31 protein-coding genes and 1 riboswitch are annotated in these 26,851 nt (G+C 64.3%); of the genes, 19 read left to right on the plus strand and 12 right to left on the minus strand.

Annotated elements, in window-relative coordinates; all coding sequences use genetic code 11:
- The first annotated feature begins 136 nt into the window (after positions 1 to 136).
- The 3 genes from FJV83_RS24925 (at position 137) to FJV83_RS24935 (ending at position 2,590) form a co-directional block, all read left to right on the plus strand.
- Positions 137 to 925 (plus strand): DUF3108 domain-containing protein, encoded by a 789-nt coding sequence (locus FJV83_RS24925; protein WP_142885640.1) that lies wholly within the window; start codon positions 137 to 139, stop codon positions 923 to 925.
- An 82-nt stretch (positions 926 to 1,007) separates the two neighbouring features.
- The gene (locus tag FJV83_RS24930; protein ID WP_142885639.1) at positions 1,008 to 1,919 is read left to right on the plus strand and encodes an EamA family transporter; all 912 of its coding nucleotides are present in this window, start codon (positions 1,008 to 1,010) and stop codon (positions 1,917 to 1,919) included.
- Complete coding sequence (locus FJV83_RS24935) at positions 1,916 to 2,590, plus strand: lysoplasmalogenase family protein (RefSeq protein WP_142885638.1); 675 nt, start codon at positions 1,916 to 1,918, stop codon at positions 2,588 to 2,590. The genes FJV83_RS24930 and FJV83_RS24935 overlap by 4 nt, the downstream gene beginning before the upstream one ends.
- Here FJV83_RS24935 and FJV83_RS24940 read toward each other — a convergent pair.
- Entirely contained in the window at positions 2,565 to 3,005 is a 441-nt protein-coding gene (locus tag FJV83_RS24940) for a cupin domain-containing protein (RefSeq protein WP_142885637.1), read from the minus strand. The two genes, FJV83_RS24935 and FJV83_RS24940, sit on opposite strands and share 26 nt — an antisense overlap.
- Before the next feature lie 13 nt (positions 3,006 to 3,018).
- Positions 3,019 to 3,786 carry a hydroxyacylglutathione hydrolase gene (gene gloB, locus FJV83_RS24945; RefSeq protein WP_142885636.1) on the minus strand — a complete coding sequence of 256 codons (768 nt, stop codon included), beginning with the start codon at positions 3,784 to 3,786 and terminating at the stop codon, positions 3,019 to 3,021.
- A 162-nt stretch (positions 3,787 to 3,948) separates the two neighbouring features.
- On the opposite strand from gloB, the gene FJV83_RS24950 reads away from it, so the two are divergent.
- The 5 genes from FJV83_RS24950 to FJV83_RS24970 all read left to right on the plus strand — a co-directional run bounded on the left by FJV83_RS24950 (position 3,949) and on the right by FJV83_RS24970 (position 8,505).
- The gene (locus FJV83_RS24950; protein ID WP_095772250.1) at positions 3,949 to 4,737 is read left to right on the plus strand and encodes a methyltransferase domain-containing protein; all 789 of its coding nucleotides are present in this window, start codon (positions 3,949 to 3,951) and stop codon (positions 4,735 to 4,737) included.
- A gap of 129 nt (positions 4,738 to 4,866) precedes the next feature.
- Positions 4,867 to 6,687, plus strand: coding sequence for an ABC transporter ATP-binding protein/permease (locus tag FJV83_RS24955; protein WP_142885635.1), 1,821 nt, complete (start codon positions 4,867 to 4,869; stop codon positions 6,685 to 6,687).
- Positions 6,688 to 6,774: 87 nt separating this feature from the next.
- On the plus strand, positions 6,775 to 7,578 hold the full coding sequence (locus FJV83_RS24960) for a DUF1194 domain-containing protein (protein ID WP_095793216.1): 804 nt from the start codon (positions 6,775 to 6,777) through the stop codon (positions 7,576 to 7,578).
- A 139-nt stretch (positions 7,579 to 7,717) separates the two neighbouring features.
- The gene (locus FJV83_RS24965) at positions 7,718 to 8,038 is read left to right on the plus strand and encodes a DUF1330 domain-containing protein (protein WP_095793217.1); all 321 of its coding nucleotides are present in this window, start codon (positions 7,718 to 7,720) and stop codon (positions 8,036 to 8,038) included.
- 11 nt (positions 8,039 to 8,049) lie between these two features.
- A complete protein-coding gene (locus FJV83_RS24970) occupies positions 8,050 to 8,505 on the plus strand; it encodes a macro domain-containing protein (RefSeq protein ID WP_179301119.1) in 456 nt (151 codons plus the stop codon).
- Positions 8,506 to 8,507: 2 nt separating this feature from the next.
- Here FJV83_RS24970 and metW read toward each other — a convergent pair whose 3' ends face one another.
- Entirely contained in the window at positions 8,508 to 9,125 is a 618-nt protein-coding gene (gene metW / locus FJV83_RS24975; protein WP_095793280.1) for a methionine biosynthesis protein MetW, read from the minus strand.
- A gap of 58 nt (positions 9,126 to 9,183) precedes the next feature.
- The gene (locus tag FJV83_RS24980; protein ID WP_142885634.1) at positions 9,184 to 10,353 is read right to left on the minus strand and encodes a homoserine O-acetyltransferase; all 1,170 of its coding nucleotides are present in this window, start codon (positions 10,351 to 10,353) and stop codon (positions 9,184 to 9,186) included.
- A gap of 106 nt (positions 10,354 to 10,459) precedes the next feature.
- Positions 10,460 to 10,537: riboswitch (SAM riboswitch) on the minus strand.
- Positions 10,538 to 10,696: 159 nt separating this feature from the next.
- Between FJV83_RS24980 and hisC the strand changes: the two genes are divergently transcribed.
- Entirely contained in the window at positions 10,697 to 11,806 is a 1,110-nt protein-coding gene (gene hisC, locus FJV83_RS24985; RefSeq protein ID WP_142885633.1) for a histidinol-phosphate transaminase, read from the plus strand.
- 23 nt (positions 11,807 to 11,829) lie between these two features.
- Positions 11,830 to 12,765 (plus strand): prephenate/arogenate dehydrogenase family protein, encoded by a 936-nt coding sequence (locus FJV83_RS24990; RefSeq protein ID WP_185973357.1) that lies wholly within the window; start codon positions 11,830 to 11,832, stop codon positions 12,763 to 12,765.
- Here the strand turns inward: FJV83_RS24990 and FJV83_RS24995 are convergent.
- The gene (locus tag FJV83_RS24995) at positions 12,762 to 13,691 is read right to left on the minus strand and encodes a sugar kinase (protein ID WP_142885632.1); all 930 of its coding nucleotides are present in this window, start codon (positions 13,689 to 13,691) and stop codon (positions 12,762 to 12,764) included. The two genes, FJV83_RS24990 and FJV83_RS24995, sit on opposite strands and share 4 nt — an antisense overlap.
- 6 nt (positions 13,692 to 13,697) lie before the next feature.
- Entirely contained in the window at positions 13,698 to 14,696 is a 999-nt protein-coding gene (locus tag FJV83_RS25000; RefSeq protein WP_142885631.1) for a DUF2125 domain-containing protein, read from the minus strand.
- A gap of 153 nt (positions 14,697 to 14,849) precedes the next feature.
- Here FJV83_RS25000 and FJV83_RS25005 point away from each other — a divergent pair, with 153 nt between their 5' ends.
- The 3 genes from FJV83_RS25005 to FJV83_RS25015 all read left to right on the plus strand — a co-directional run bounded on the left by FJV83_RS25005 (position 14,850) and on the right by FJV83_RS25015 (position 17,156).
- Complete coding sequence (locus FJV83_RS25005; protein WP_095793221.1) at positions 14,850 to 15,371, plus strand: gamma-glutamylcyclotransferase; 522 nt, start codon at positions 14,850 to 14,852, stop codon at positions 15,369 to 15,371.
- A 123-nt stretch (positions 15,372 to 15,494) separates the two neighbouring features.
- Entirely contained in the window at positions 15,495 to 16,442 is a 948-nt protein-coding gene (locus FJV83_RS25010) for an aldo/keto reductase (protein ID WP_142885630.1), read from the plus strand.
- Between the two features lie 87 nt (positions 16,443 to 16,529).
- Positions 16,530 to 17,156: a LysE family translocator gene (locus FJV83_RS25015; RefSeq protein WP_142885629.1), complete on the plus strand. Its 627-nt coding sequence runs from the start codon at positions 16,530 to 16,532 to the stop codon at positions 17,154 to 17,156.
- A gap of 18 nt (positions 17,157 to 17,174) precedes the next feature.
- Here the strand turns inward: FJV83_RS25015 and FJV83_RS25020 are convergent, their stop codons facing one another.
- Positions 17,175 to 17,963 (minus strand): 1-acyl-sn-glycerol-3-phosphate acyltransferase, encoded by a 789-nt coding sequence (locus FJV83_RS25020; RefSeq protein ID WP_095772260.1) that lies wholly within the window; start codon positions 17,961 to 17,963, stop codon positions 17,175 to 17,177.
- Between the two features lie 114 nt (positions 17,964 to 18,077).
- Positions 18,078 to 18,980 carry a LysR family transcriptional regulator gene (locus FJV83_RS25025; RefSeq protein ID WP_142885628.1) on the minus strand — a complete coding sequence of 301 codons (903 nt, stop codon included), beginning with the start codon at positions 18,978 to 18,980 and terminating at the stop codon, positions 18,078 to 18,080.
- Positions 18,981 to 19,087: 107 nt separating this feature from the next.
- On the opposite strand from FJV83_RS25025, the gene FJV83_RS25030 reads away from it, so the two are divergent.
- Both FJV83_RS25030 and FJV83_RS25035 read left to right on the plus strand, forming a co-directional pair.
- Positions 19,088 to 19,558: a DUF1348 family protein gene (locus FJV83_RS25030; RefSeq protein ID WP_142885627.1), complete on the plus strand. Its 471-nt coding sequence runs from the start codon at positions 19,088 to 19,090 to the stop codon at positions 19,556 to 19,558.
- Between the two features lie 81 nt (positions 19,559 to 19,639).
- Positions 19,640 to 20,272, plus strand: a complete 633-nt coding sequence (locus tag FJV83_RS25035) for a pyridoxamine 5'-phosphate oxidase family protein (protein ID WP_142876503.1) — start codon at positions 19,640 to 19,642, stop codon at positions 20,270 to 20,272.
- A gap of 18 nt (positions 20,273 to 20,290) precedes the next feature.
- On the opposite strand, the gene FJV83_RS25040 is transcribed toward FJV83_RS25035, so the two are convergent.
- The 3 genes from FJV83_RS25040 to ftsE all read right to left on the minus strand — a co-directional run bounded on the left by FJV83_RS25040 (position 20,291) and on the right by ftsE (position 22,771).
- Positions 20,291 to 21,016: a YdcF family protein gene (locus FJV83_RS25040; RefSeq protein ID WP_095772263.1), complete on the minus strand. Its 726-nt coding sequence runs from the start codon at positions 21,014 to 21,016 to the stop codon at positions 20,291 to 20,293.
- A 110-nt stretch (positions 21,017 to 21,126) separates the two neighbouring features.
- On the minus strand, positions 21,127 to 22,119 hold the full coding sequence (locus tag FJV83_RS25045; protein ID WP_142885626.1) for an ABC transporter permease: 993 nt from the start codon (positions 22,117 to 22,119) through the stop codon (positions 21,127 to 21,129).
- Complete coding sequence (gene ftsE / locus FJV83_RS25050; protein WP_010911739.1) at positions 22,112 to 22,771, minus strand: cell division ATP-binding protein FtsE; 660 nt, start codon at positions 22,769 to 22,771, stop codon at positions 22,112 to 22,114. The genes FJV83_RS25045 and ftsE overlap by 8 nt, the downstream gene beginning before the upstream one ends.
- A gap of 189 nt (positions 22,772 to 22,960) precedes the next feature.
- Here ftsE and FJV83_RS25055 point away from each other — a divergent pair, with 189 nt between their 5' ends.
- The 3 genes from FJV83_RS25055 to FJV83_RS25065 all read left to right on the plus strand — a co-directional run bounded on the left by FJV83_RS25055 (position 22,961) and on the right by FJV83_RS25065 (position 24,818).
- A complete protein-coding gene (locus FJV83_RS25055) occupies positions 22,961 to 23,602 on the plus strand; it encodes a hypothetical protein (RefSeq protein ID WP_142885625.1) in 642 nt (213 codons plus the stop codon).
- A 182-nt stretch (positions 23,603 to 23,784) separates the two neighbouring features.
- Positions 23,785 to 24,327: a hypoxanthine phosphoribosyltransferase gene (gene hpt, locus FJV83_RS25060; RefSeq protein ID WP_010911737.1), complete on the plus strand. Its 543-nt coding sequence runs from the start codon at positions 23,785 to 23,787 to the stop codon at positions 24,325 to 24,327.
- A 119-nt stretch (positions 24,328 to 24,446) separates the two neighbouring features.
- A complete protein-coding gene (locus FJV83_RS25065; protein WP_010911735.1) occupies positions 24,447 to 24,818 on the plus strand; it encodes a response regulator in 372 nt (123 codons plus the stop codon).
- Here FJV83_RS25065 and FJV83_RS25070 read toward each other — a convergent pair whose 3' ends face one another.
- Positions 24,819 to 25,766, minus strand: a complete 948-nt coding sequence (locus FJV83_RS25070) for a DMT family transporter (protein ID WP_142885624.1) — start codon at positions 25,764 to 25,766, stop codon at positions 24,819 to 24,821.
- A gap of 225 nt (positions 25,767 to 25,991) precedes the next feature.
- Between FJV83_RS25070 and FJV83_RS25075 the strand changes: the two genes are divergently transcribed.
- Positions 25,992 to 26,849: a LysR substrate-binding domain-containing protein gene (locus FJV83_RS25075; protein ID WP_142885623.1), complete on the plus strand. Its 858-nt coding sequence runs from the start codon at positions 25,992 to 25,994 to the stop codon at positions 26,847 to 26,849.
- Positions 26,850 to 26,851: the final 2 nt, after the last annotated feature.

Raw genomic sequence — 26,851 nt, forward strand, 5'->3', positions numbered from 1 at the left:
GTCAAGCTCCGGCTTCGCCACGGAAGCGCCCGGCATTTCATATTAAGGCCGGATTTCATCCTATAAGCGGTCTCATAGGGACACGCCAGACCGGAGTCGCCCGCCTCCGGCCGAAAATCAAGGATCCGATCCCGCCATGCTTCGTTTGTCTCACGCGCTTGTTGCCGTGCTCGCCGTCGCCTTGCCGTCCGCCGCGTCGGCTGCCTCGCCGCAGTCGTTCAAGGGTGAGTACACGGTGTCATTCCTTGGTCTCTCGATCGCGAAATCGACCTTCTCCAGCCATTACGAGAACGGCGCCTACGCGATCGAAGGTAGCGTGACGGCTGCGGGCCTCGCCAAATTATTCGACGACACGCGCGGCACGGTCTCGTCGAAGGGCACGATTTCCGGCAAGAAAATGGTGCCCCAGGCGTTCCGTGCCGATTATACCTCCGGCAAGAAGGCGTCGGCGATCGACATTCGCTTTGCCAACGGCGCTGTCACCTCGACGCAGGTCGTCCCGGCGCCTGGCAAGCGCGACCCCAACGACTGGGTGCCGATCGGCGCCGGCGACCTGGCATCGGTACTCGATCCGATGGCCGCCACCGTCATCCACGCCGACAGCCTCGACCGGGTCTGCGGCCGCACGGTCAAGTTCTATGATGGCGAGATGCGCGCCGACCTGACTCTGACCTATGATTCGAAAGGCACCATCTCGGTGCCGGGCTACAAGGGCGACACCATCACCTGCCGGATGGGTTTCGAGCCGGTGGCCGGCTATCGCAAGGGCCGCAAGGCGCTGAACTATCTCAGGAACAAAAGCCGCATGATGGTGACGTTTGCACCGCTCGGCCAAACCGGCGTATATGCGCCGATCCACGCTACGGTAGGGACCCAGATCGGTCCGCTGACCATAAGCGCGAGACGGTTCGAAGCGGTCGAGTAATCTTACGCAATTTCGGGACGACCACCGCCACGCGGTTTCCCGAGATTGTGGTGGGCGCCTCGGTGCGCCGTCGGGGGCAGGAATGGGGCGCGCAACACTGATCGGTTTTTCAGCGGTCGCCATGTGGGCGCTTCTGGCGCTGCTCACCGATGCGTCCGGCAAGGTGCCGCCGTTCCTTTTGTCGGCGCTCACCTTCTCGATCGGCACCGGCGTCGGCCTTGTCGCGCGGTTGTTCATGCCGGCCGCCGAGAGCCAGAAAATACCGCCGCAGGTCTGGCTGATCGGTATTGCCGGCCTGTTCGGCTACCACTTTTTCTATTTCACAGCGCTGCGCAACGCGCCGGCGATGGAGGCGAGCCTGATCGCCTATCTGTGGCCGCTGCTGATCGTGCTCGGCTCCGCCCTTGTGCCGGGCGAAAAACTGGCGTGGAACCATGTCGTCGGCGCGTTGCTCGGCCTGGCCGGCACCGTGCTGATCGTCACCAAGGGCGGCGGGCTGGCCTTCGATGCGCGCTACGCCTTCGGTTACGCCATGGCGGCCGTCTGCGCCCTGCTCTGGTCGTCCTATTCGCTTTTGTCACGGCGCTTTCCCTCGGTGCCGACCAGCATCGTCACCTGGTTCTGCGCGGCGACCGCCGTGCTGTCGCTCGTCTGCCATCTGGCGCTGGAACAAACCGTTCTGCCAAATGGCGCGGGCCAGTGGCTGGCCGTGCTCGGACTTGGCCTGATGCCGGTGGGTGCGGCCTTCTATGCCTGGGACATCGGCGTCAAGCGCGGCAACATTCAGGTGCTGGGCGCGGCAAGCTACTTGGCGCCGTTGCTCTCGACGCTGGTGCTGATTGCGGCCGGCGTTGCCGAGCCGTCGCTGCGTATCCTCGCCGCCTGCGTGCTCATCACCGGTGGCGCGGCCCTGGCGGCGAAGTCGCTGTTCCTGCGCAAGCCGGCCCAGGCCGAGAGCCAAGCCAAGGCATCCGAAAGCGGAGCCGCGGCATGACGATGCCGTTTGCCGGCGGCATCGACGCCAATGCCAATGCGACGCTGATCTTCTCGCTGGTGGCGGCGGTGATCTATGCCTTCACGCTGGGCATGCCGCCGAGCCTCGCCCGCTCCGCGGCCAAGACGCTCGCGGTCGCGATGCTTGCCGTGCTTTCGGCGCTGCAAGGCGGCCCGCTGCTGCTGGTCGCGGCCCTTGCGCTCAGCGCGGTGGGCGACGCGTTCTTGTCGCGCGACGGCGAAAAGGCGTTTCTCGGTGGGCTCGCCAGCTTCCTTGTCGCCCACATCGTCTACATCGCGCTGTTCCTGCGCAGCGGCGGCGGGTTGGGACTGCTTGGGGCCGAGCCCTGGCGCGGGGCGATCGCGCTGGCACTGGCGGTGTTCGTCATCGTCATGCTGGCCGCGCTCTGGCGCCGTGTCGGGCCCGGCCTGCGCGTGCCGATCGCCATCTATGTCGTGGCGATCCTGGCGATGGGCATGGCGGCGCTGACCACCAACAGCGCCTGGGTCATCGGCGGCGCGGTGCTGTTCATGGCATCGGACGGTCTGCTGGCCACCGAGAAATTTCTGGTGGCGGCCATCTCGCCGCATCGCGCCTGGATGCGTTTGGCCGTCTGGGTGCTGTACTACGCAGCCCAGCTTGGGATTACGCTGGGGTTCCTGCTGGGTTAGGATTCCAGCCCGGCTCGGCCAGTTCGAAGGCGGCGAAATCAAAGCCGGGCGCGACGGTACAGCCGACCAGCGCCCATTCGCCCAGGCTGCGCGCCGACTGCCACCAGCCCGCCGGCACGACGATCTGCGGCCGTTCGCCGGCCGCGAGGCCGATGCCGAGCACCTGCTCAATGACGGCAGCGCCTTCTTGCCACATCGACAGCGCCAGCGGCGCGCCGGCATGGAAATGCCAGACCTCGGCTGCGTCCTTGACCCGATGCCAGGCCGAAAGCTGGTGCTGTTCCAGCAGGAAATAGATGGCGGTCGAATGGCCGCGCGCTCCGCCGGCCTCGTCACGAAAGGTTTCCGCGTACCAGCCGCCTTCCGGATGCGGCTTCAGTCCGAGGGTGGCGATGATTTCTGCTGCGCTGGTCATCGGTCGGAGCTGCTCAGAAATTGTCCTTGCGCTTGCGGATCTCGGCGAACACCTCGGCGTCCCCGGCCTTTTCCATGCCGAGATGCTTGCGGATCGCCGGATCGTGCCAGCGCAGGAAGGGATTGGTCGACAGTTCCTCGCCGATCGTCGTCGGCAGTGTCGGCTTGTTGTCGACCCGCAGTGCCTCGATCCTGGCGGCGCGCTCCTTCAAGGCCGAATTGGTCGGGTCGACGGTCAGCGCGAAACGGGCGTTGGCGAGCGTGTATTCATGGCCGCAATAGATCGTCGTCTCGGCGGGAAGGGCTGCGAGTTTCCGCAGCGATTCATACATCACCGGCGGCCTGCATTCGAACAGCCGCCCACAGCCCAGCGCAAACAGCGTGTCGGCGGTGAACGCCACTTGCGATGCCGGCAGATGATAGGAGACATGGCCGGCGGTATGGCCAGGTGTGGCGATCACCTCGATGCGCTCGTCGCCGAGCTGAAGGACGGAGCCCTCCTCGACGGTTTCGTCGATGCCGGGGATCTTGGCCTTTTCCGCCTCCGGGCCGACGATGCGCAGCCTGAAGCGCTCCTTCAGCGCCAGATTGGCCTCGACGTGGTCCATATGATGATGCGTGGTCAGGATCATCGTCGGCGTCCAGCCGGTGCGCTTGATCGCGGCCAGGATCGGCGCTTCCTCGGGCGCGTCGATGATCGCCGTCTGCCCGCTCTTGGGGTCATGCACCAGCACGCCGAAATTGTCGCTCCGGCACATGAACTGTTCGATTTCGACCGCCATCGCGTCTCTCCTTTTGTCGCCGCAGACATAGGGCGCCGGTGGGCGTATGTCATCTACGGGATGACGAATGTCATTCCCGGGGATGACGAATATCATCGCAATGTGTCGGCCGCCTCAGGGCCTTTTGTTGAAACCGGCCGATATCACGGCTACATCCCTGACATGCATTCCGACATCGTCGACCTTCGCTCCTTCTATTCGACAACGCTTGGCCGGTTCGCCGAGCGTTCGATCACCATGGCGCTGTCGTCGATATGGGCGGCTGTCCCCAATGAACGGCTGGTCGGGCTCGGCTATACCTTGCCCTGGCTGGAGCGTTTCGGCTCCGATGCGGAGCGGGTCTTTGCCTTCATGCCGGCGACGCAGGGTGCCGTGGTCTGGCCGGCAGCCGGGCCGACAGCGACCGCTTTGGTCTTCGACGAGGAACTGCCACTGGTCGATTCCTGCATCGACCGCATGCTGCTCGTCCATTCGCTCGAACATGTCGAAAATCCGCGCGAGACGCTGAACGAGATCTGGCGGGTGCTGTCGCCCGCGGGGCGCGTCGTCATCGTCGTGCCCAACCGGCGCGGTGTCTGGGCGCGCTTCGAGCACACACCGTTCGGCAATGGCCGGCCGTTCTCGCGCGGGCAACTGACGGAACTGCTGCGCGAGGCGAATTTCACGCCTGCCGCCTGGTCGGATGCGCTGTTCTTCCCGCCATCGCGGCGGCGCTTCATGATGCGCTTCCACAATGTGCTGGAGCGCGCCGGCCGGCGGCTGTGGCCGATCTTTTCCGGCGTCATCGTCGTCGAGGCGCAGAAGCGGCTCTATCAGGGCGTGCCGGTCGCCCAGCGCGCCTCGCGCCGCGTCTTCGTGCCGGTGCTGTCGCCACACGGCGCGACACGGCTCGGCCGCCGGGCCGAGGCGACAGGCGGGGCCATGCCGTCTCGCCAGGTGAAACCTTCGTGATCATGCTAGAAACGCGCACGGCGCGTCCCTCCTCGACCTATCTGTCGTGGTGAACTCGCAACCTGCCTGATATGCGGATGCCGTCATCATCCGGATTCAGCATCGCACCTGAACGCAAGGACCTCTGACATGGCTGATCAACTTGACAATCAGGCCACCGTTCAGCCGGTCGCCGTCGAGGCCAGCAGCCTGCGTGATCAGGTTGCGACGATCAGGCGGGCGCTGGTGGTGTCGCCGGTTCGCAAATGGCTGCTGTGGACGTCGGTCGGCATCATGGCCGTCATCATCGCGACCTCGATCGGCCAGGTCCTGCTCAACCGCTGGAACCAGCCCTTCTACGATGCGCTGGCACGCCGCGACATGGCGGCCTTCGTGCACCAGCTCCTTGTCTTTGCGATGATCGCCGGCGGGCTGCTGATGCTCAATATCGGTCAGACCTGGCTCAACCAGATGATCCGGCTGAAGCTGCGCGAGGCGCTGACGCTCGACCTGATCGACCAGTGGATGCGGCCGGCACGCGCCTTCCGGCTGGCCAATGCCGGTGCCATCGGCGTCAATCCCGACCAGCGCATGCAGCAGGATGCGGCGCATCTGTCCGACCTGTCGACCGATCTCGGCGTCGGGCTCCTGCAGTCGCTCATCCTGCTCGTGTCCTTCGTCGGCGTATTGTGGGAACTGTCTTCGGGTTTCGTCTTCCACATCAACGGCTGGTCGCTGGCCATACCGGGCTACATGGTCTGGGCGGCGTTCCTCTATGCCGGCACAGCCTCCTGGCTGAGCTGGCTGGTCGGCCGGCCGCTCATCAAACTGAACAGCGACCGCTACACACGAGAGGCGGAGCTGCGCTCCTCGATGGTGCGCGTCAACGAAAATGTCGATGCCATCGCGCTGTACCATGGCGAGGCCGACGCCAGGCAGCGGCTCGAACTCGACCTCGGCACGGTGCTGGGCGCCATGCGGCGCATCTATACCGCGCAGATCAACCTGTCCTGGGTGACCGATACCTATGGCTGGATTACCGTCGTGGCGCCGATCCTGGTTGCCTCGCCCGTCTATTTCTCGGGCGACATCAGCTTTGGCGGGCTGATGATGGCGGTCGGCGCCTTCAACCAGGTCCATTCCTCGTTGCGCTGGTTCATCAACAATATCGGCAGCATCGCCGATTGGCGGGCCACGCTGATGCGTGTCGCCGACTTCCGCATCGCGCTCGATGAAACCGATGTGCTGCACGACACCGAAAGGCGCATCACTTTCGATGAGAACGCCAATGGCAGCCTGACGTTCGAGAAGCTCCAGGTGGCCTCGCCGGAGGGCTGCACTAAGCTCTCCGAGCAGCATGTCGAAATCCGCGCCGGCGATCGCGTGATGATCACCGGCGAACCCGGCGCCGGCAAGACGCTGTTCTTCCGCGCCATTGCCGGCCTGTGGCCCTGGGGCAGGGGAAGAATCGGCCTGCCGGCCGGAGAACCCCTCATCTTCGTGCCACGCGTGCCGTATTTGCCGGCCGGCACGTTGCGCGAAGTGCTCAATCACGCCAACGGGCATGCGCCCGCGAGTGACGCCGACATTGTGGCGGTGCTGGCCGAGGTTGGCCTGGAACGGCTGTCGTCCTCGCTCGACCGCGTCGGGCGCTGGGACCATGAACTGGGGGATGACGAGCAGCGCTTGCTGGGCGTGGCCAGGCTCGCCTTGCGGCAGCCGAAATGGGTGATCATCGACGAAGCCATGGATGCGTTCGACGGCCCCTCGCTGCGGCGTGTTCTGGCGATGCTGGAAAAGCATCTGAAGGGCGCCACGATCATCAACATCGGGCGCGGGCAGCACAATATTCAGTTCTTTCCGCGCGGCCTGACGATCGTCAAGGATTCCGGTGCGCCAGCGCTGAAGCCCGCCCACGTCAGGGCCGGCGCCATCGATCCGCCGCCGGTCGCGGTCCGCCGCAAGAAGTAGGGCCGTTTCCCGCACTCTCGCTGCAAGCTTTATTTCGCCGCGATCGCGAAGGAAGATTTCCCCGAGAAACAAAACTTGGCGGTGGCGATGCTTGATGCTCTGCGCCTGCTTGCCTGTCTTGCCTGTGTCCAGCCAACGCCCGTTGCCTCGCCATCGGGTGCGTTGGCTGTCGACGTCGAATTGGTGTTGGCGGTCGATATATCCCTGTCGATGGACGAGAAGGAATTCGCCCTGCAACGCGCCGGCTATGTCGAGGCGCTTCGCCATCCCGACTTCATCCAGGCCGTCCGGTCCGGCAATACCGGCCGCATCGCGATTGCCTATTTCGAATGGGCCGGCACGGTGCGCGACGACGCGGTCATCGACTGGCAGATCATTGATGGCGCGCAAAGCGCCAACAGCTTTGCCGACAAGGTGGCGGCGCGCCCGTTCCGGAGTTTTCGCGGCACCTCGATTTCCACGGCAATTGCCTTCGGCACGGGGCTGTTCGGCAGGACGAATTTCGCCAGTGAGCGCAGCGTCATCGATATATCGGGCGATGGCCCCAACAATATCGGGCCGCCGGTCACCGCGACGCGCGATGCGGCAACCGCAAAAGGCATCGTCATCAACGGCCTGCCGATCCTGATCAATCCATCGCCCACCTTCAAGCATCTCGACCAGTACTATGCGCAGTGCGTGACCGGCGGACCCGGCTCTTTCGTGCTGCCCATCTACTCGGCTGCCGAATTTTCCACAGCCATCCGGCGCAAGCTGATCCTCGAAGTGAGCGGTATTCAGGACAAGGCCAGGATCATCCCCGTCGACGCGGACGCGCCGATCGACTGCCTGCAAGGCGAACGCGACAGGCGGTTCCTTTCGGATCCGTATTTTCCGGAACTCGACCGGTGAAAATGCGCAAGAGCGCCTGTCGCCGGCCGTCGAAGGCGCCGATTCCATTACCTCGGGCGTAATCGCTTTGTGTCAGGTGTTCCGGCAGATTGCCCTGGCGAGGCCGGTTGGTCGGTCTCGATGCAAAGGGAGTTACGTCATGACCGCTTACGCCATCGCCCATATGCGCCAAGTCACGATGGGTCCGCAGATCGTCGAGTATCTGCACAGGATCGATGCCACGCTGGAGCCTTTCGGCGGCCGTTTCCTGGTCCATGGCGGCGATGTGGAGGTGATCGAGAACGACTGGCCGGGCAACCTCATCGTCATCGAATTTCCTGACCGCCAGCATGTGCGCGAGTGGTATGCTTCGCCCGCCTATCAGGCGATCCTTTCACTGCGCACCGATAATTCGGACTCCGACGTAATCATCGTTGACGGCGTCGAGCATCCGCACAAGGCTACCGATGTGCTTGGCTGATGGAACTGCCCATGCGGACGATTCGTGGCGATCTGTTGCAACTTGCGCTCGACGGAGAGTTCGACGCGATCCTGCATGGCTGCAATTGCCAATGCCAGATGGGCAAGGGCATTGCCCTTTCCATCAAGCAGCGGTTTCCAGAGGCCTACGCCGCGGATATCGCGACCGTGAAAGGCGACCGCTCCAAGCTGGGTACTATCTCGGTTGCCGAGATCCGGCGCGAAGATCGAAATTTCCACGTCATCAATGGCTACACCCAGTTCCATTGGCAGGGCCAGGGCGTGAAGGCTGACTATGGCGCCATCCGCAGTGTCATGAAGGCGGTCAAGGCTGGATTCGCCGGCCGGAGGATCGGCTATCCCAGGATTGGCGCGGGTCTGGCGGGAGGCGATTGGGCAACGATTGCTTCAATCATCGATGAGGAGCTTGCGGACGAGAACCACCAGCTGGTCGAATACGCGCCGTAACGTCAGCTCCGTTTCAGCAGAAACACCGCCTGCTGGCCAAAGAAGTTCCAGAACCACCAGGGCATGGACAGGCCGATCTTCTGGCCGGCGGCGTCGAGCGCGGTCGCCTTTTCCACCGTCGCGCCAAGCTCCTCGCACAGGTTGACGAAGTCGCGGATGGTGCAGAAGTGGATATTGGGGGTGTCGTACCAGGAATAGGGCAGGTCCTGCGTCACCGGCATGCGGCCCTTGACGAACAGCGACAGACGTACCCGCCAATGGCCGAAATTGGGGAAGGAGACGATCGCCCGGTTGCCGATGCGGAGCAACTCGTCGAGCACCAGCTTCGGGTTGCGCGTCGCCTGCAAGGTCTGCGACAGGACGACGAAGTCAAAGCCCTTGTCGGGATAGAATTCGAGATCCTTGTCGGCATCGCCCTGGATGACGGAGAGGCCGCGCGCCACGCATTCGTTGACGCCGCGCTGCGACAGTTCCAGTCCGCGGCCGTCGACCTGCTTGGTGTCCTGCAGCAATTCAAGCAGCGAGCCGTCGCCCGAACCAACATCGAGCACGCGGGACTGCGGTGGGATCAGATTGGCGACGACCTCGAGGTCGACGCGCTGGCTGCCGTTGACGCTCATGATGTCGTCTCCTTTGCGGCGCATGATCCCGATCCCGAAAGTCTGCAACTTTCCGGGGTCATGCGCTTAGCCCTCTCGCCCGCGCCGCGGAGCCGATGAAGCCGTTGATGGCGGCGAACAGTTCCGGCTCGTCGAGCAGGAAGGCATCGTGGCCACGGTCGGTCTCGATCTCGACGAAGGACACGGACGCGCCGGCGGCGTTGAGCGCGTGCACGATCGAGCGGCTTTCTTCGGTCGGAAACAGCCAGTCCGATGTGAATGACACCAGGCAGAAGCGGGTCTTGGTGCCGGCAAAGGCATCCGCCAGCCGCCCGCCATGATCGGCGGCGAGGTCGAAATAGTCCATCGACCGCGTCATGTAGAGATAGGAATTGGCGTCGAAGCGGTCGACGAAAGTCATGCCCTGGTGGCGCAGATAGCTTTCGATCTGAAAATCGGCGTCGAAGCCGAACGTCAGCGCTTCGCGGTCCTGCAAGTTGCGGCCGAATTTTCGATGCAGGGCGGCTTCGGAGAGATAGGTGATGTGGGCGGCCATGCGCGCCACCGCCAGGCCTTTTTCCGGGCGCTTGCCGTGTTCGAAATATTTGCCGCCATGCCAGTCCGGATCGGCCATGACGGCCTGCCGGCCGACCTCGTGGAAGGCAATGTTCTGTGAGGAATGGCGCGCGCCGGTGGCGATCGGCAGCGCCGAAAAGACGCGCTCGGGATAGCTCGACGCCCATTCCAGCACCTGCATGCCGCCCATCGAGCCGCCGAGCACGCAGAACAGTTTCTCGATGCCGAAATGGTCGATCAGCATCTGCTGCGCCCGCACCATGTCGCGGATAGTGATGACGGGCAGGTCAAGCCCATAGGGCTTGCCGGTGGCGGGGTTGGTGGAAGCTGGCCCGGTGGAGCCCAGGCAGCCGCCGATGACGTTGGAGCAGATGACGAAGAAACGGTTGGTGTCGATGATCCTGCCGGGGCCGATCAGCACTTCCCACCAGCCCGGCTTGGCGGTCACCGGATTGGTGCTGGCGACATGCTGGTCGCCGGTCAGCGCATGGCAGACGAGGATGGCATTGGAGCGGGCATCGTTCAGCGTGCCGTAGGTCTGGTAGGCGATCTGGAACGGCGACAGAAGCGTGCCGGCGTCGAGCTTGAGCGGCTTGTCCGCCCCGAAGCGCAACACTGGGCTCGACGGCTGGTCGGCCTCGTTGTTGGTCTTTCCTGCGCGCAGAGCGGCCATTCTTGTCTCACTCGCTGCATCATATCGGGCGAAAAATCGCCGCCGATGCGTCCGTCCGGCCGGTCGCGGACAATAAAAAACCGGCATTGCCATTCGCAAAGCCGGTTACGTCACGCAAACGGCCCTTTAGCGAATTGTTTAACGTGGCTGCAAGCCGACCGGCCAAATCACCACGGAACTGTTGCTGCCCTTCTAGAACTCGCCCGCCCTGCCGTCAATGCCGACATCCGAGCCGACATCTGGGCCGCTGCTGGCACCACTGCCACCCCTCGACATTATCGGCCACGGCTTGTATTTCCGCTGCGGCCTCCGGAGCGAGGCATTTTCGACGGATTTTGCAAAAATGAACCAGACACCGGATCAGGCACGTCCAACCCCGCGCGCGGGCATCATGGACATTGACGCCTATGTGCCGGGCAAGAGCGCCGCACCCGCCGGTGTCGCCAAGGTCTACAAGCTGTCGTCCAACGAGAACCCGCTTGGCCCGTCACCGAAGGCGATCGAGGCCGCGCGTGAAGTCGCCGCCAGGCTCGACATCTATCCCGACGGCACCGCCAGACGGCTGCGCGAGGCGATCGCGGAAGTGCATGGCCTCAACGCGCAGAACATCATCTGCTCCAACGGCTCCGACGAGATCCTCGGCCTGCTGGCGCAGACCTATCTGGCGCCCGGCGACGAGGCGATTTTCACCGAACACGCCTTCATGGTCTACAAGATCTACATCCAGTCGGCCGGGGCTGCGCCGATCGCGGTCAAGGAGACCGACGAGCGCGCCGACATCGATGCGATACTGGCGGCCGTCACGCCGCGAACCAAGATCGTGTTTCTCGCCAATCCCAACAATCCGACCGGCACCTATGTGCCGTTCCAGGAGGTGCGCCGCCTGCATGCCGGCCTGCCAAAACATGTGCTGCTGGTGCTCGACGCGGCCTATGCCGAATATGTCCGCCGCAATGACTATGAAGCCGGCATCGAACTGGTCGGCAGCACCGAGAATGTGGTCATGACCCGCACCTTCTCCAAGATCGGCCTCGGTGGCGCGCGGATCGGCTGGATGTATGCGCCCATGCACATCGTCGACGCCATCAATCGCGTCCGCGGTCCCTTCAACGTCAATGCGACGGCGATCGAGGCCGGCATCGCGGCAATCCGCGACCGCGCCCATGTCGAGCGCAGCGTGGCGCATAACGAGACCTGGCTGACCTGGCTGAGCCAGGAGATGACCGGGCTCGGGCTGCGGGTGACGCCCAGCGTCGGCAATTTCCTGCTCATTCACTTTCCCCACGATCAGAAGCATTCGGCGGCCGCGGCGGACGACTATCTGACCGCGCGTGGGTATATATTGCGGCGCGTTTCCGGCTACGGCTTCCCCAACGCGCTGCGCATGACCGTTGGCACGGAAGAGGCCAATCGCGGCGTTGTCGCCGCGCTCACGACATTCCTGAAAAGCTAGAACGCCCGAAAAGCAGGAACACCATGACATCACCGATGTTTGAAAAGATCGCGCTGGTCGGCATCGGCCTGATCGGCTCGTCGCTGGCCCGCGTCATCCGACGCGAGGGCCTTGCCGGCCGCGTTGCCATCTCGACCCGCAGCGCCGCGACGCTGAAGCGGGCGGAGGAACTTGGACTGGGCGATTCCTACACGACGGATGCGAAGGAAGCGGTCCGCGATGCCGACCTGGTCATCGTCTCGGTGCCGGTCGGCTCGTCCGGCGCGGTGGCTGAGGAGATCGCGCCGGCGCTGAAGAAGGGCGCCATCCTCACCGATGTCGGCTCGACCAAGGCCTCGGTCATCGCGCAGATGCAGTCGCATGTGCCTGATGGCGTTCATTTCATTCCCGGCCATCCGCTGGCGGGCACGGAAAAATCCGGACCGGATGCCGGTTTCGCCGATCTGTTCGACAATCGCTGGTGCATCTTCACGCCGCTGCCGGGCACCGATCCGGACGCGCTCGAGAGGCTGTCGGAATTCTGGCGCCGTTGCGGCGCCAACATCGACACGATGGATCCCCAGCATCACGACATGACGCTCGCCATCGTCTCGCATCTGCCGCACATCATCGCCTACAACATCGTCGGCACCGCCGACGATCTGGAATCGGTAACCAAGACGGAAGTCATCAAATATTCGGCCTCCGGCTTTCGCGACTTCACCCGTCTGGCCGCCTCCGACCCGACCATGTGGCGGGACGTCTGCCTGCACAACAAGGATGCGATCCTGGAAATGCTGGCGCGGTTCTCGGAAGATCTGGCATTCCTGCAGCGGGCGATCCGCTGGGGCGATGGCGACAAATTGTTCGATCTGTTCACCCGCACCCGCGCCGTGCGCCGCTCGATCATCGAGGCCGGCCAGGATATCGACGTGCCCGATTTCGGCCGCCAGGCGGTGGAGCATCCGTCGAAGAACTAGGCTGTTTCGGGCCAGGTCGCCATGACCATGGCCAGCGTCTCGGCCCGGTCCGGCGCGCCGAGCCTGCCGCCAAAGCGCAGGCATTTGAGCGCGGCGGCGGCACTTGCAAAGCGCAAGGCCTGCTCGACCGGCATGGCCTCCGCCAGTCCGACAGCAAAGGCGCCGTGAAAGACGTCTCCGGCGGCGAGCGTGTCGATCGCCTTGATCCTTGGCGCCGCGACATGGCGGGATGATCCCGACGCGCGATCGAACCACCAGGTGCCTGCCGCGCCGCCGGTGACGGCGACGAACGCATCGGTGTGGGAAGCCATTTCGGTGCAAGCGCTCGCCAGATCCAGCGCCTGGCCGCATATGATGCCCACCGCGGGCTCCGACGCGACGATGTGCGAAGCCAGCGGCAACAACTGCTCCAGCACCGCCAGCGGCGCCGTATCGGCATCGAGGATTGCCGGCCGGCCGGCCGCGCGCGCCGCCTCGAGGGCAAGTGTCGCTGCACCCGGCCACCGCACGTCCACCAGCACGGCATCGAATGCCGTGATGTCCGCGAAAGGCAATGCCCCGGGGTCGGCCTGGGCCAGGCTGTCATAGAAAGGCACGATGATGCGCTCGCCATGCGCGTCGACCAGGATCGAGGCTAATGCCGAGCGGGCGCCGCTGACGCGGCGGACATAGCTGCAGTCGACACCCTCGGCCTCGATCCCGGCGATCAGCTGATCGCCGACCGGATCGTCGCCGGCGCTCGCCCACAGCGACACCTCGGCGCCCAGCCGATGCGCGGCGCAGGCAGCGCTGGTGGCCATGCCCGAGGCGATCTGCACGCCATCGGCGGCGATGAACTTTCCCTGATGCGCGGGCAGCGTCTCGACACGCAGGATGGTGTCCAGCGTCAGCGCGCCGACACTGAGGAGCCTCGCGGGTCCCGGCATGGCGCGCTATTGCACCGGCTTGATCTTGCCGAGCGGGATGAAGCCGAGCGAGGCCTTGCCCTTGACCACTTTCAGCGGCATCGACGGTTCGCTGCCGAGCATGGCAAGCGCGGCAAAACCCTGTTCGATCGCATTCTTCTGCTCGGGTATGGCGCCGGCCAGAATGGCCGCCACGGCCTTCGGATCCTTGATCCTGATCATCAGATCGGCGTCGACCAGGCCTTCGGCGTCGACCGACAGCGGCCCGGAAACGGTGACCCGCGCCGTGCCTGACGACAAATCGAGGTCGCGGATCTCGACCCTTTGGCCGCGAAGGCTCTTCACCTGCGTTCCGATCAGCGCGACACCATCCTTCAGCGTGGCGTCGCCGCTGGCATCGAGCGCCGGCAGCACGCGGCCGCCGATTGCATCCGGGTCGATCTCCAGATCGGTGAAGCTGCCGACATAATCGACGTCCTGACCGTTCGGTTGCAGCTGGCCGGCCGCCCTGCCGGCGCTGAACAGTTCCACCGGATCGGTGTCGTCGGCCGGGTCGGTCTGGCCCGACAGGCCTTCCGCCTGCAGCGCGATGCGCTGCGGCAGCGGCCATGACAGTTTGACCTTGGCCTGCAGATTGTCCCAGTCGATCCACAGCGGCACCATGCCGGGGACGGAGGTCCTGAGCGGACCGCGCAGATCGGCGACCGGCGACAAGGGCTGGATGATCTGGGCGACGGCATTGAAGGAGCCGGCCGAGGCCGCGATGTTCTTGGCATCGTCCTCATACGCCAGATTGTCGCAAGAGACGGTAAAGCTCAGGGGATAGCCGCTGACCTGGAGATTGGCGCAGCCGGCTTCGATGCCGCTCTTGTTGAGCGTGGCGACCGCCTTGTCGGCCTCGGTCCTGACCCTTTTGGCCAGGTAGAACCAGCCGCCGCTGTAGATGGCGAACAGCACAACGATGAACGCCACAAGCCAGAACAGGCCGCGGCGGGACTTTGGTTGGCGTTCGTCACTTGACGTCATGCTTTGGCTCTCATTAACCCACGGTGTTGGTGGACGGACCTTCGATTCCGACAACACCTGGTAGACATTGACGAATAGGTAGCCGGGGACGGACGGAAAAACACCGGATTCCGGTGCGGTGTGGCCATTCTTTTTGCAATCAGGCACGGCGATATGGGCGATTTTTGGGTGTTTGGCTACGGTTCGCTGATCTGGCGGCCGGGTTTCGCACATGTCGAGACGCGGCGCGCCCATTTGCACGGCTATCGCCGCTCGCTGTGTGTCTATTCCTTCGTGCACCGTGGCACGCGTGAGCGGCCCGGGCTGGTGCTTGGCCTCGACCATGGCGGCTCCTGCGTCGGCCTGGCTTTCCGCGTGCCTGGAGAATTGCGCGACGAGGTGATCGCCTATCTACGTGAGCGCGAACTCGTCACATCAGTCTATCTCGAGCGCACGCTCAAGGTCCGCCTCGACGGCGGCGGCACGGTCGAAGCGGTCGCCTACATCGTCGACCGCAAGCATGAGCAATATGCCGGCGCGCTGGATGCCGCGCATGCGGCGGCGGTGGTGCGCGGCGCCGCCGGCCAATCCGGCAACAACGAGGATTATGTGCTCAGCACGCTGAAGCATCTGGAGGCACTGGGTATCCGCGACCACTGGCTGGAGGATGTGGCACGGGGGATAGCGCCATCGTGAAGCACTGGCTCTGCTCAAATAAGCGGTCAGGCCTTTGACCTCGACGCGGGACGACCTAGCTTAGGCTCCGAACCCAGCCAGCGGGCGGCATGCGCCCCAACCCAATCATCACGGAGAACCATCTTGCAGAAACGCCGTCTCGGTCGCACCGACCTTTCCATCGCGCCGCTGGTTCTGGGCGGCAACGTCTTCGGCTGGACCGCCGACGAGAAAACCTCCTTCGACCTGCTCGACCGCTTCGTCGCGGGCGGACTGAACGCCATCGATACGGCCGACGCCTATTCACGCTGGGTGCCCGGCAACAAGGGCGGCGAATCGGAAACCATCATCGGCAACTGGATGAAGGACCGTGGCAACCGGGACAAGGTCATGGTGATCACCAAGGTCGGCTCGGATATGGGGCAGGGGCACAAGGACCTCTCCGCCGCCTATATCGAAAAGGCCGTCGAGGCCTCGCTGAAGCGACTGCGGACCGATGTCATCGACCTCTATCTGTCGCACTGGCCGGACCCGGCCACGCCCTATGAGGAGACGCTTGGCGCCTATGAGAAGCTGCTTGCCAAGGGCAAGGTCCGCCATATCGGCTGCTCGAACCTCGACGCCGGCCAATTGCGCGCCGCGCTCGACGTGGCGAGCCTGCGCAGCTTGCCGCGCTATGAGGTGCTGCAGCCGGAATACAATCTCTACGACCGCTCCTCCTTCGATGGGCCGTTGCGCGATCTGTGCGTGGCCGAGGATATCGGCGTCATCACCTATTTCAGCCTGGCCAAGGGTTTCCTGAGCGGCAAATACCGCAGCCAGGCCGATCTCGGCCAAAGCGAGCGCGGCGAGGACGTCGGCAGTTATCTCAATGCGCGCGGCATGCGCATTCTGGCCGCTCTGGATGCCATATCCGCCAAGCATTCGGCGAAACAGGCGGAAGTCGCTCTTGCCTGGGCGATCGCGCGGCCAGGTGTCACGGCACCGATCGCCAGCGCCACCAAGCCCAGCCAGATGGACAGCCTGATCAAGGCGGCGTCGTTGAAATTGACCGCCGACGACATGGCCGAGCTCGACAAAGCGAGCGACTGAGGCTTCGGCCGCCCCACGCACGAACGTCCAAGACCACGCTCCCGTCTTGCCATAGCGTCCTTCGCCATTGGCAAGACGGAGGGTGCGATGACCGAGCCGCTTCTTTCGCAGCCGCAGCTTTGGCGGCCTCTGCTTGCCCTGGTGCTGGCCGCCACGGTGGTCATGGGCAGTCCAGGGCCGGCAACGATAAGCGTCACCGCTGTTGGCGCCGCCTTCGGTCTGCGCGATTCTGTGCGCTACACCTTGGGGATTGTTCTCGGCACGGTCGTCGTGCTGCTGGTCGTGGCGACCGGGATCATGGCGGTGCTTGGCTCGATGCCGAAGCTGGCGCCGGTGCTGGTTGTCGCCTCGGCAGCCTATATCCTCTATCTCGCCTTCAGGATCGCCACGGCGCCGCCGCTGGCGGCGCGCACGGCCGACGCTGCGCGCCCGACCTGGCTGGCCGGGTTCCTGCTGGCTGTCGCCAACCCGAAAGCCTATGTGGCGATCGCCGCCGTGTTCGCCGGCGCCTCGTCGAGCCAGGACGGCGCGGAACTCGGCCTATGGCTGAAGCTGGCGGTTCTGGCGGCGATGATCGTTGTCATCCATGCCGTGTGGCTGCTTGCCGGTGCGGCGTTCGCGCGCTTCCTGCGCAGGCCTATCGCTTCGCGGATCATCAATCTGATCTTTGCCGCGACGCTGGTGCTGACCACGCTGCTGGCCGTCTACGGCTGATCGCCTGGCTGGAGGCGTTCAGGCCTTCGCGCCGAGCTCCCGCAGCCGCTTCAACGCCGTCGGCGGGAAGGCGGGCGGGTTGGGGGCGCGCGATGCCTCGATGAGGAGCTGGTCGCAAGCCGCTTCCGTCTCGCCGATCAGCCGCGCCATGAACTCGTCCTTGCCGAGGCCCGGTGGGATCGGCGGCAGAAAACGCGCCTTGATGGTGCCGGGATAACGCAGGAATTTGCGGCGCGGCCAATAGAGGCCGGCGACATGGGCAACCGGCACCACGGGAACACCAAGCTGCGTGTAGATTTCGACGATGCCGTATTTGTAGGCCGGCTCGTCGCCCGGCGCCCGGCGCGTGCCCTCGGGATAGATGATCAACTGGCGCGGGTTGCGCGCCATCTCTTGCTTGGTCGCCGCGACCACTGCCTTCAGGGCCTTGGAGCGGCTGCCGCGGTCGACCGGGATCATGCGCATCTTCATGATGTACCAGCCGAAGAACGGGATCCAGGTCAGCTCGCGCTTGAGGATGTAGAGCGGGTCCTGGAGGAAAGGGAAGAAGGCGATCGCATCCCAGAACGACTGGTGCTTGGGCGCCAGGATGAAGGAGCCTTCGGGCAGGTTTTCCTGCCCGGTGATGTCGTTCTTCGTTCCGGCGATCTTGTCGTAGAGCCACATGCAGCTGCGCGACCAGAATTTCGGCACGAACCAGGCACGGTGGCGGGGCGACAGGAAATAATAGGGGGTCCAGAGGATCATCTGGACGATCAGATTGACGTAGAAGACGAAATTGAACGCCAGCGATCTGACATGGAGCATGGGGGAGGTCCGGTGAGGAAGTGTGCGTTGGTTACACCAAGCGCGGGGAAAAAGGAAATGGCGCAGCAGTGTCCCGGCCGATGCTGAAGCATGGATCACGCCAGCGCAGGCACGCTACTCCAATCGCGCCAGCCGCTCCTTCAGACGCGGTGCGGCAAAGTCGAGGAAGGCGCGCAGCTTGACCGGCAGCAGGCCGTGGCCCGCATGCACCAGGCTCACCGGCCACGGGTCCGGCTCGAACTCTTGCAGCAGGATGCGCAGCTTGCCGGACCGCACGGCGGCATCGACCTGATAGGAAAGCACTTTCGTCGGCCCGACGCCGGCAATCGCGGCATCGATCGCCGCCTCGGCGGTGTTGACCTGAAGGCGCGAGCGGACCTGGACCGTGACGCCCGTCTTGCCTCTGGTGAAGGTCCAACGGGCGGCGGAGGAAAGTCCCTCGAAGGTGATGCAACTGTGGGTGCCTAGATCTTCCGGGATCGTGGGCGTGCCGTGTTCGGCCAGATAGGCCGGGCTGGCGCAGACGACGCGGCGGATCGCGCCGACGCCAATGGCGACCAGGCTCGAATCCGGCAACTGGCCGATGCGCAGCGCGAGGTCGAAATGGTCCTCGACCAGCTGGGTTATGCGGTCCGCCAGGGTCAGGCGGATATCCACGTCGGGATAGGCCGAGAGAAAGCCGGTGACCACCGGCAACACATGGAGACGGCCAAACACGACCGGCGCGGTGATGGCCAGTTCACCGGTCGGAGCGCTGTACTCGCCGGCCGCGCCGCGTTCAGCCTCGCCAACGTCATCAAGGATGCGGCGGCAGGCCGCAAGATAGGCTTCGCCGGCATCGGTCGGCGTCAGCCGGCGCGTCGAACGGTTCAGGAGCCGGGTGTTGAGATGGCGCTCAAGATCGGAAACCTTGCCGCTGACGGTCGCCAGGGGAATGCCGAAACGGCAGGCCGCGGCGGAAAGGCTGCCGGCCTCCACCGCCGCGACGAAGAGCGACATGGCTTCGAGACGATCCACAACTTCTTCCAGAAAATGGAAGGAACGGTTGCAAATATGCCATCTCCATTTCAGGAATGGAAGGGGCTATATGTCAGTTCGCAGCAGAGCCGCGCCATGGAGTTCTCATGTCTGAAAGTCGCCCACCCCTTCCGCCGTTCAACGCCGAGACCGCCGCGCAAAAGGCCCGCATGGCCGAGGATGCGTGGAATTCGCGCGATCCGGCACGAGTGGCGCTCGCCTATACGATCGACAGCCGCTGGCGCAACCGCGCCGAATTCCTGCAGGGCCGCGATGCCATCCAGGCTTTCCTGACGCGCAAATGGAGCCGCGAACTCGACTACCGGCTGATCAAGGAGATCTGGGCCTTCCACGGCAACCGCATCGCCGTGCGCTTCGCCTATGAATGGCACGACGACAACGGCTCCTGGTTCCGCAGCTATGGCAATGAGAACTGGGAGTTCGACGAGCACGGGCTGATGCGTCTGCGCATCGCCAGCATCAACGACCTGGCGATCAGCGAGGCTGATCGCAAGTATCATTGGCCGTTGGGGCGTCGCCCGGACGACCATCCGACTTTGTCGGCGCTCGGGCTTTAGAGCAGTTCCAGGAAAAGTGTGAAGCGGTTTTCCGTCCGGAATTGCGTCGGCTGGAAGCCGGTTTCAGGCAAGGAGGTTTCGATGGACGCGCATGCTTTCACCAGCGATGTCGCCTTCACGCCGACCGTCAAGGCGATCCAGGCGCGCAAGGGTTCGCGCCAGTCCTACGCCCGCGTCGAGGAGCGTGGTGGCTGGCAGGCTGTCATCACGCCGGACCTTGCCGCCTTCATCGAGATGCAGACCAGCGTCTTCCTGTCGACGGCCAATGGCGATGGCCAGCCCTACATCCAGCATCGCGGCGGCCCGGCCGGCTTTCTCAAGGTGCTGGACGAAAAGACGATCGGCTTCGCGGATTTTTCCGGCAACAGGCAGTTCATCACACAAGGCAATCTGGCGGACAATCCACGCGCCTTCCTGTTCCTGATCGATTACATGCTGCGCCAGCGCATCAAGATCTGGGGCACGGCGCGCGTCGTCGAGAACGATGCCGAGCTGATGGCGAGGCTGATGCCGCAGGATTACAAGGCACGTCCCGAGCAGATCATCCTGTTCACCGTCTCGGCCTGGGATGCCAATTGCCCGCAACACATCCCGCAGCGCTTCGAAGCGGCTGATGTGGCGGCAGCGCTTGGCGAGCGGGACAGGCGCATTCAACAGCTCGAGCAGGAGGTCAGCCGCCTGAAGGCCGTGTCGAAGGGGACAGACAAGGAATGATGATGGAACGCCGGGGGCTCAGCCGCCGGCCGCGGTCTCGGCCAGCGCAATGCCGTCCGGGGTCGGTTTCACCGGCACGATGCCGCGCGCCAGCGCCAGCAGGTATTTGGTGTATTCGGTGAACAGCACGCGCAACGCCCGCGGCTTGGTCAGCCAGCCGCCATTGTCGAGATTGGAATTGACCACTGGATAGGGTTCCAGCTTGGCGCCATGCAGCAGGCGGCCCATTTCCAGCAGGCTGCGCGGCATGTGGTAATTGTTGGTGACCAGGATCACCGTGCCATAGGCGTGGCTCTCGACCCATTTGGCGCTTTCCTCGGCATTGCCGATCGTATCCAACGCGGCACGGTCGATGTCGACGCAGCAGGAAAACAGGTTCTTGTCGCCGCCGGTGGCTGCCTGGAGCTGGCGCCGGCTGGCGGACGGATGCACGCCGCTGATCAACAGCCGCTCGCCCTTGCCGGATGCCAGCAGATCCATCGCCGCGTCAAGGCGCGACTGGCCGCCGGTCAGCACGATGATGGCATCGGCCTTGGCCGGATTGGCTGGCGTGGTGAGATGGGCGACCTTGTTGGCGAACCAGCCGAAGCCGCCGGCAAACAGCGTTGCGAAAATGAGGAGGGAGAGCGCGGATATCCGCACTGCGGTCTTTAAACGGCTAATCCCGCTATGGTCGCGCAGACGCGCAACCACCACTGGCATCTGTCCAACCGTCCCGGTCGAATCCCGCACGTCCATGGCCATATGGTTAATCCTGAAATGCGGCCTTGGGTAGGTAAAAGACGCACTTTGCGTTACGTCGTTTCTCCATCCGTGATCATCCTGCTTCGATTTCCGCCAGAGCAAGTTGCCTTTCATGCGTCCGGTTGGCGAACATCGATGTCGCTGAGATAGGCGACGACGGTGGCATGCGAGGTTGCCGCCGTCAGCGCGCCGATCACCAGCACCATGAGGACGACGCCGAGATAGCCCGCCGACCCAATGGCGAAATTGCCGAACAGGGCAGTCGCCTGGTCGGCCTGCGGCGTCGCCATATTGCGTGACGACCACCAGGAAAAGACGATGAAAACCAGCACCGCCGCAGCACCTCCGGCGGCCGCGCCCTTCATGCCGGTGACCAGGAAATGCCGGCGGAATTCGCGCGCGATGAAGGCGGCCTCGGCGCCGACGAAATGCAGCACCTCGATGATGTGGCCATTGCCGGCCATGGCGCCGCGGGTCGCGAACACCACGGTCAGCACCGTCGCCGACAGCATCAGCGCCAGCACGGCAATGCCGATGGTCACCGTGGTGCGGGCCATGGCCACCAGCCGGTCGACCCAGGTGCGGTGATCGTCGAGCGACGCGCTCGGCAGTTTCGGCGTGATGGCGGCGCGCATGGCGGCGAAGTCGGGCGGGTTGTTCTCATCGATGGTGACGATGATCAGGCGCGGCACCGGCAGCTCGTCGATGTTGAGGCCCGAACCAAGCCATGGCTCCAGCAGCCTGGCGGTCGCATCGCGGTCGATGATCCTTGTCGACTTCACGCCGGGGAATTCGCCGGCGATCTGCGAGGCCTGGGCAAGGGCGGCCTCCATGTCGAGGCCGTCGGCCGGCTTGATCTGGATCGTCGCCTCGCGCGAGATCTGGTTCTCCCAGACCGAGGCGGTGTCGCGCACCAGCGTCACCGCGCCGAAGGTCAGGCAGGACAGGAAGGTCATGATGGCGATGACCAGGACGAGCGCCCGGCCGGCGATGTTCTGCGCCGGGACGATCGGCGCCATTCGGCGCTGGGCGCGCGGTCTTGCTTCAGCCGCCTCGGCTTCCTGCTCATGCTCTTCGAGGTGTTCGGCGGACAGATCAGTCATAGATGTCCAGCCTTCCGCCGGCCAGGATCATGCGGCGTGCATCGACCTGTTCCATCAGGCCAAGGTCATGGGTGGCGATCACCACGGCGGTGCCGAGACGATTGAGCTCGATGAAGAGCCGCAGCAGCCGCCGCGCCAGCGGCGGATCGACGTTGCCGGTCGGTTCGTCCGCGAGCAGGATCTCGGGCTGCTCGATCAGGGCGCGCGCGATGGCGGCGCGCTGCTTCTCGCCGCCCGACAGGACCGGCGGCAGCACATGCATGCGCTCGCCCAGCCCCACCCATTTCAGCAGCTCCGTGACATCGGTGCGGTAGCTTGCTTCCTCGCGCCCGCGCACGCGCAGCGGCAGCGCGACATTCTCATAGGTGGTCATGTGGTCGAGCAGGCGAAAATCCTGGAACACCACGCCGATGCGGCGCCGCAGATGCGGCAGTTCGGTGCGCGAAATGCGCGAACGGTCCTTGCCGAAAATGGTGATCAGCCCGCGCGTCGGCTTCAGCGACATGAACAGAAGCCGCAGCAACGTCGTCTTGCCGGCGCCCGAGGGTCCGCTCAGGAACTGGAAGGAGCGCTCCGGGATGTGCAGGGAGATGTCGCGGAGGATTTCCGGACCCATGCCATAGCGGAGGCCGACATTTTCGAAGCGAATCAATTTCGACGACCTGAAATTCCTGGCAGTGCTGAGCCTGCCTGTTCTGCGAAAAGACCATCGGCCGGCATGGTTAACCGGCGGTTAATTTCTGGCTTGTTTCGGCGCGTCACGAGGGCTCCGGTGGGGAAGCGTTAACCATTTTTGTTTAGGCAAAAGAAACGAAAAGCGAACACGCGCAATAACGGGGCCATGATGGCTGACGAACGAACCGCGCGCCCGGTTTCCGGCGAAATCATGACCGATCCCCCGGCAATCGTCGCGGCGGAGCGGATCGTGCGCGGCCCGGCGGCTGATATCGTCGATGCCGACTATGAAGTGATGCCGCGCTTTGTCCCCGCCGTGGAAAGCGTTTCACCGCCGCGCCTGATTGTCACGCCGTCCATCGAGGGCATGGACATGCTGCGCAAGCCGGAAGCGCCGGCGGAACGGCCGCCGGCCGCGCGCGGCGGGCCGATCTTCTGGATCGCCGGCGTCGGTGCCGCCTTGGCCGCTTTCTGGGTCTCCGGCGGACATGCGCTGGTGCGCCAGGCGCCGTTCCTGACCGGCGCGCAAGCCTCGGCGCTGACCATTTCAGGCGTCACCTCGCGTGTCGACGCCTCGGGCGCCAATCCGGTGCTGTTCGTCGATGGCGAGGCCGCCAATGACGGGGCGGGGCCCGCGACAATGCCGTCGCTCGAAATCCGCGTGACCGGCAATGATGGGCGCGTAACCCGCTATACGTTGGGGACATCCGGCCATTCGCTGGCATCGGGCGAAAGATTCGGCTTTGCCAGTCGGCTCGACGTGCCTAAGAACGGCGTAAGGACCGTTTTGGTTACTTTCGCTGAATAGCGTGTGTCGATATTCAGGTGAGGCCGGCCTGCAAACGGCGGTTCCCTGCGCTTCCGGTGCTCACGTACTTAAGTACGCTCCGCTCCGGTTCTCGGAAACCACCGTTTTCGACTCGGCCTGACCTGAATCTCAACACACGCTCGGTGTGAAGGCGTTTGGGCAAAAAACTTGAGGGGCGAAAAATGCCAATCGTACGCGACAAGGACATCGAAGTCCTGTTTTCGGCGTCGGCGATCGCGCGGCGCAATCTCGAGCTCGCCAAGGAGATCGCCGGGCACGACTATCATGATCTCCTGGTGATTTCGGTGCTGAAGGGCTCGTTCATCTTCGCCGCCGACCTGATCCGCGCCATGCACGATGTCGGCCTGTCGCCGGAGGTCGAGTTCATCTTCATTTCCAGCTATGGCGCCGGCACCACCAGTGGCGAGGTGAGGGTGCTGCGCGACATCGACAATGAGGTCGCCGGCCGCGACGTGCTGCTGATCGACGACATTCTGGAATCGGGCAAGACACTGACCTTCACCCGCGACCTGATGCTGTCGCGCGGCGCGAAAAGCTGTTCCATCGCTGTGCTGCTCGACAAGCGCATGCGCCGCCAGACCGCGCTCGTCGCCGACTATGTCGGCTTCGACTGCCCCGATTATTTCGTCGTCGGTTACGGCATGGATGTCGCGCACGCCTTCCGTGAATTGCCGTTCGTGGGTGTTGTGAAAGGCGATGCGTGAGGCCACTGCCTTGCGCCGACAAGTTCTGAAAAAGGCCTTAACGGCGCCGGAAAAATTAGCCCGGTCTCAGGCTGGGTCCTTTCAGGAAAAGTCAACTTTTCGCGGCCAAATTGCCGGCCATGGCAAAGCTTTTGATCGTCGAGGACGATGAGTCCGTCCGCACCCTCGCTGCCCGCGCGCTTGAACGCGCAGGCCACGCAATCGATATCGCCGCCGACGGCGCTCAAGGCCTGGCGCTGATACGCGCCGCCCATGGTGGCTATGATCTCGTCGTCTCCGACATCCGCATGCCCGAGATGGACGGCATCGAGATGGCGATCGCCGCGGCCGCCCTTTTTCCGGCGATGAAGATCATGCTGATGACCGGCTATGCCGACCAGCGCGAGCGCGCCGAGGAGTTGAACGGCATCATCCTCGATGTCGTGCAGAAGCCGTTCACGCTGGCCGAAATCCGTTCGCGCGTCGAGCGCGCGCTGATCTGCTTCGCCTGATCAGACCGGATCGGCGGCGGCAAGCACGGGCGCCGCGCTATTGCGCCGCCCAGTGTTGAGCGCGAGCAGGCCGGCGCCGATGATCAGCGCCGCGCCGATCACGGTCGTCGACCGCGGCACCTCGGCGAAGAACAGGAAACCCCAGAGCGGCGACCACAGAATGCCGGTGTATTCGAAGGTGGCTACCCGGTTGGCCGGCGCCAGCCTGTAGCCCTGCGACAGAAGGATCATGCCGGCGGAGGCGACGAAACCGCAGGCGGCCATCTTGAGGAAATCCGGCAGCGTCGGCCATATCCAGGGCCGCACCAGGAATTCGACGCTGGGGTGGACGGCGTGACTTATGCCGGCGAGATGGAACGTGCCGGCAACCACGGCGGCGCCGATGAGATAGGCGCCGTTCTGGTAGAAGGCCATGACGGTGGACGATTCGGTATCGCCGATCTTGCGCGCCATCAGTTGCGAGAAGCCGTAGAGCGCCGCCGAGCCGAGCGACAGCAGTGCCGCCCAGTCGAACAGGCCGGCGCCGGGGCGCACCATCACGATGACGCCAAGCATGCCGATCAGCACGGTCGCCAGCGTCCGCCAGGAGACGCGTTCGCCGAGATAGGGTCCGGCCAGCGCCATGATGAACAGCGGCGCCATGAAATAGAGCGCCACCGCGTCGGCCAGCGGCAGCGCGGCGATGGCCAGATAATAGACCGTGTAGGAGGTGAACTGGATGAAGGCGCGGATTGTCAGCAAGCCGAACCGCTTCGACAGGATTGCCGACAGCCCGACATCGGCATGGACGAGAATGATCAGGATCGGCAGGGCGACGATCGACCGGATCGCCATCACCTCGGTCACCGGATAGCCGCTCGACACGGCCTTGACGAGCGGGTCCTGCAGCGAGAACACCAGCACGCCCAGGCACAGGCTCAGGATGCCGCGCACCATCCTATTCTGCATCTGCGTTCCGGCTCCTGCGCGTACGATCCGAAGCAGCTCCGCCTCCAGATCAAAAAGAACCCGCCACCGTTTCGGGCAGCGGGTACGAGTGAGGACTCTTTGCTTGGTCCGCGGCCGATTTCGCAGCCGCATATCCAATGGGTGAGGCAACTATCGTCCGGTGTTTGACATGTTGCAAACGAATTGGAATGATGCCTGCAATCAAATCTGCTTATGATGGATAGCATGCGTCCAACCCTCGACAGCGATCTGCTGCGCACCTTCGTCGCCATCGCCGAGACCGGCAATTTCACCCGTGCGGCCGAGCAGGCCGGGCGCACCCAGTCGGCCGTGTCGATGCAGATGAAGAAGCTCGAGGAGCTGGTCGGCGACAGCCTGTTCGAGCGCGGCTCGCGCGGCGTCGCATTGACGCGGCGCGGCGGCGAACTCATCGTCAACGCCCGCCGCATCGTCTCGCTGCTCGACGAAACGGCGGCGTCGATGGCGGCAGCGCCGCTCGGCGGACCGGTGCGCATCGGCATTCCGGAGGAATATGGCCACGCCATCCTGTCGCGCGCGCTCAGCGCGTTTTCGAAACGCCACACCAAGGTCGAGGTCACCGTGCGCTACGCGCATTCGGAGGCGCAGCTGGCGGCGCTCGCCGCCGGCGAACTCGATCTTTGCGTGGTGTTCGAATGGCAGGACCCGGCCGGCGGCGAAGTGCTGATGCACGACCCGACCGTCTGGGTGACGTCGACCCTGCATCACATGCACGAGGAACGGCCGGTGCCGATCGCGCTCTACAACCGGGTCAGCTGGTGCAAGGACTTCGCCATCAAGTCGCTGGAGCAGCGCGGTCTTGCCTATCGTGTCGCCTATACCAGCGACACCACCGGCGGCCTGAAGCTTGCGGTCACGTCAGGGCTGGCGATCGCGCCGATCTCGCGCAGCAACATCCCGGACGGCTGCCGCGAATTGACCTCCGCCGATGGATTCGGCGACATCGATTCCTCCAATGTGGTGATGCATCGCAACCCGAACGCGTCGGGCGAGGCGATCGACGGCATGCAGGAGGCGATCCGCGAGGCGTTCGTCAACCGGTAGGC

It is taken from the genome of Mesorhizobium sp. WSM4307, assembly GCF_007003945.1.
In the GTDB taxonomy this organism is placed as follows: Bacteria; Pseudomonadota; Alphaproteobacteria; order Rhizobiales; family Rhizobiaceae; genus Mesorhizobium.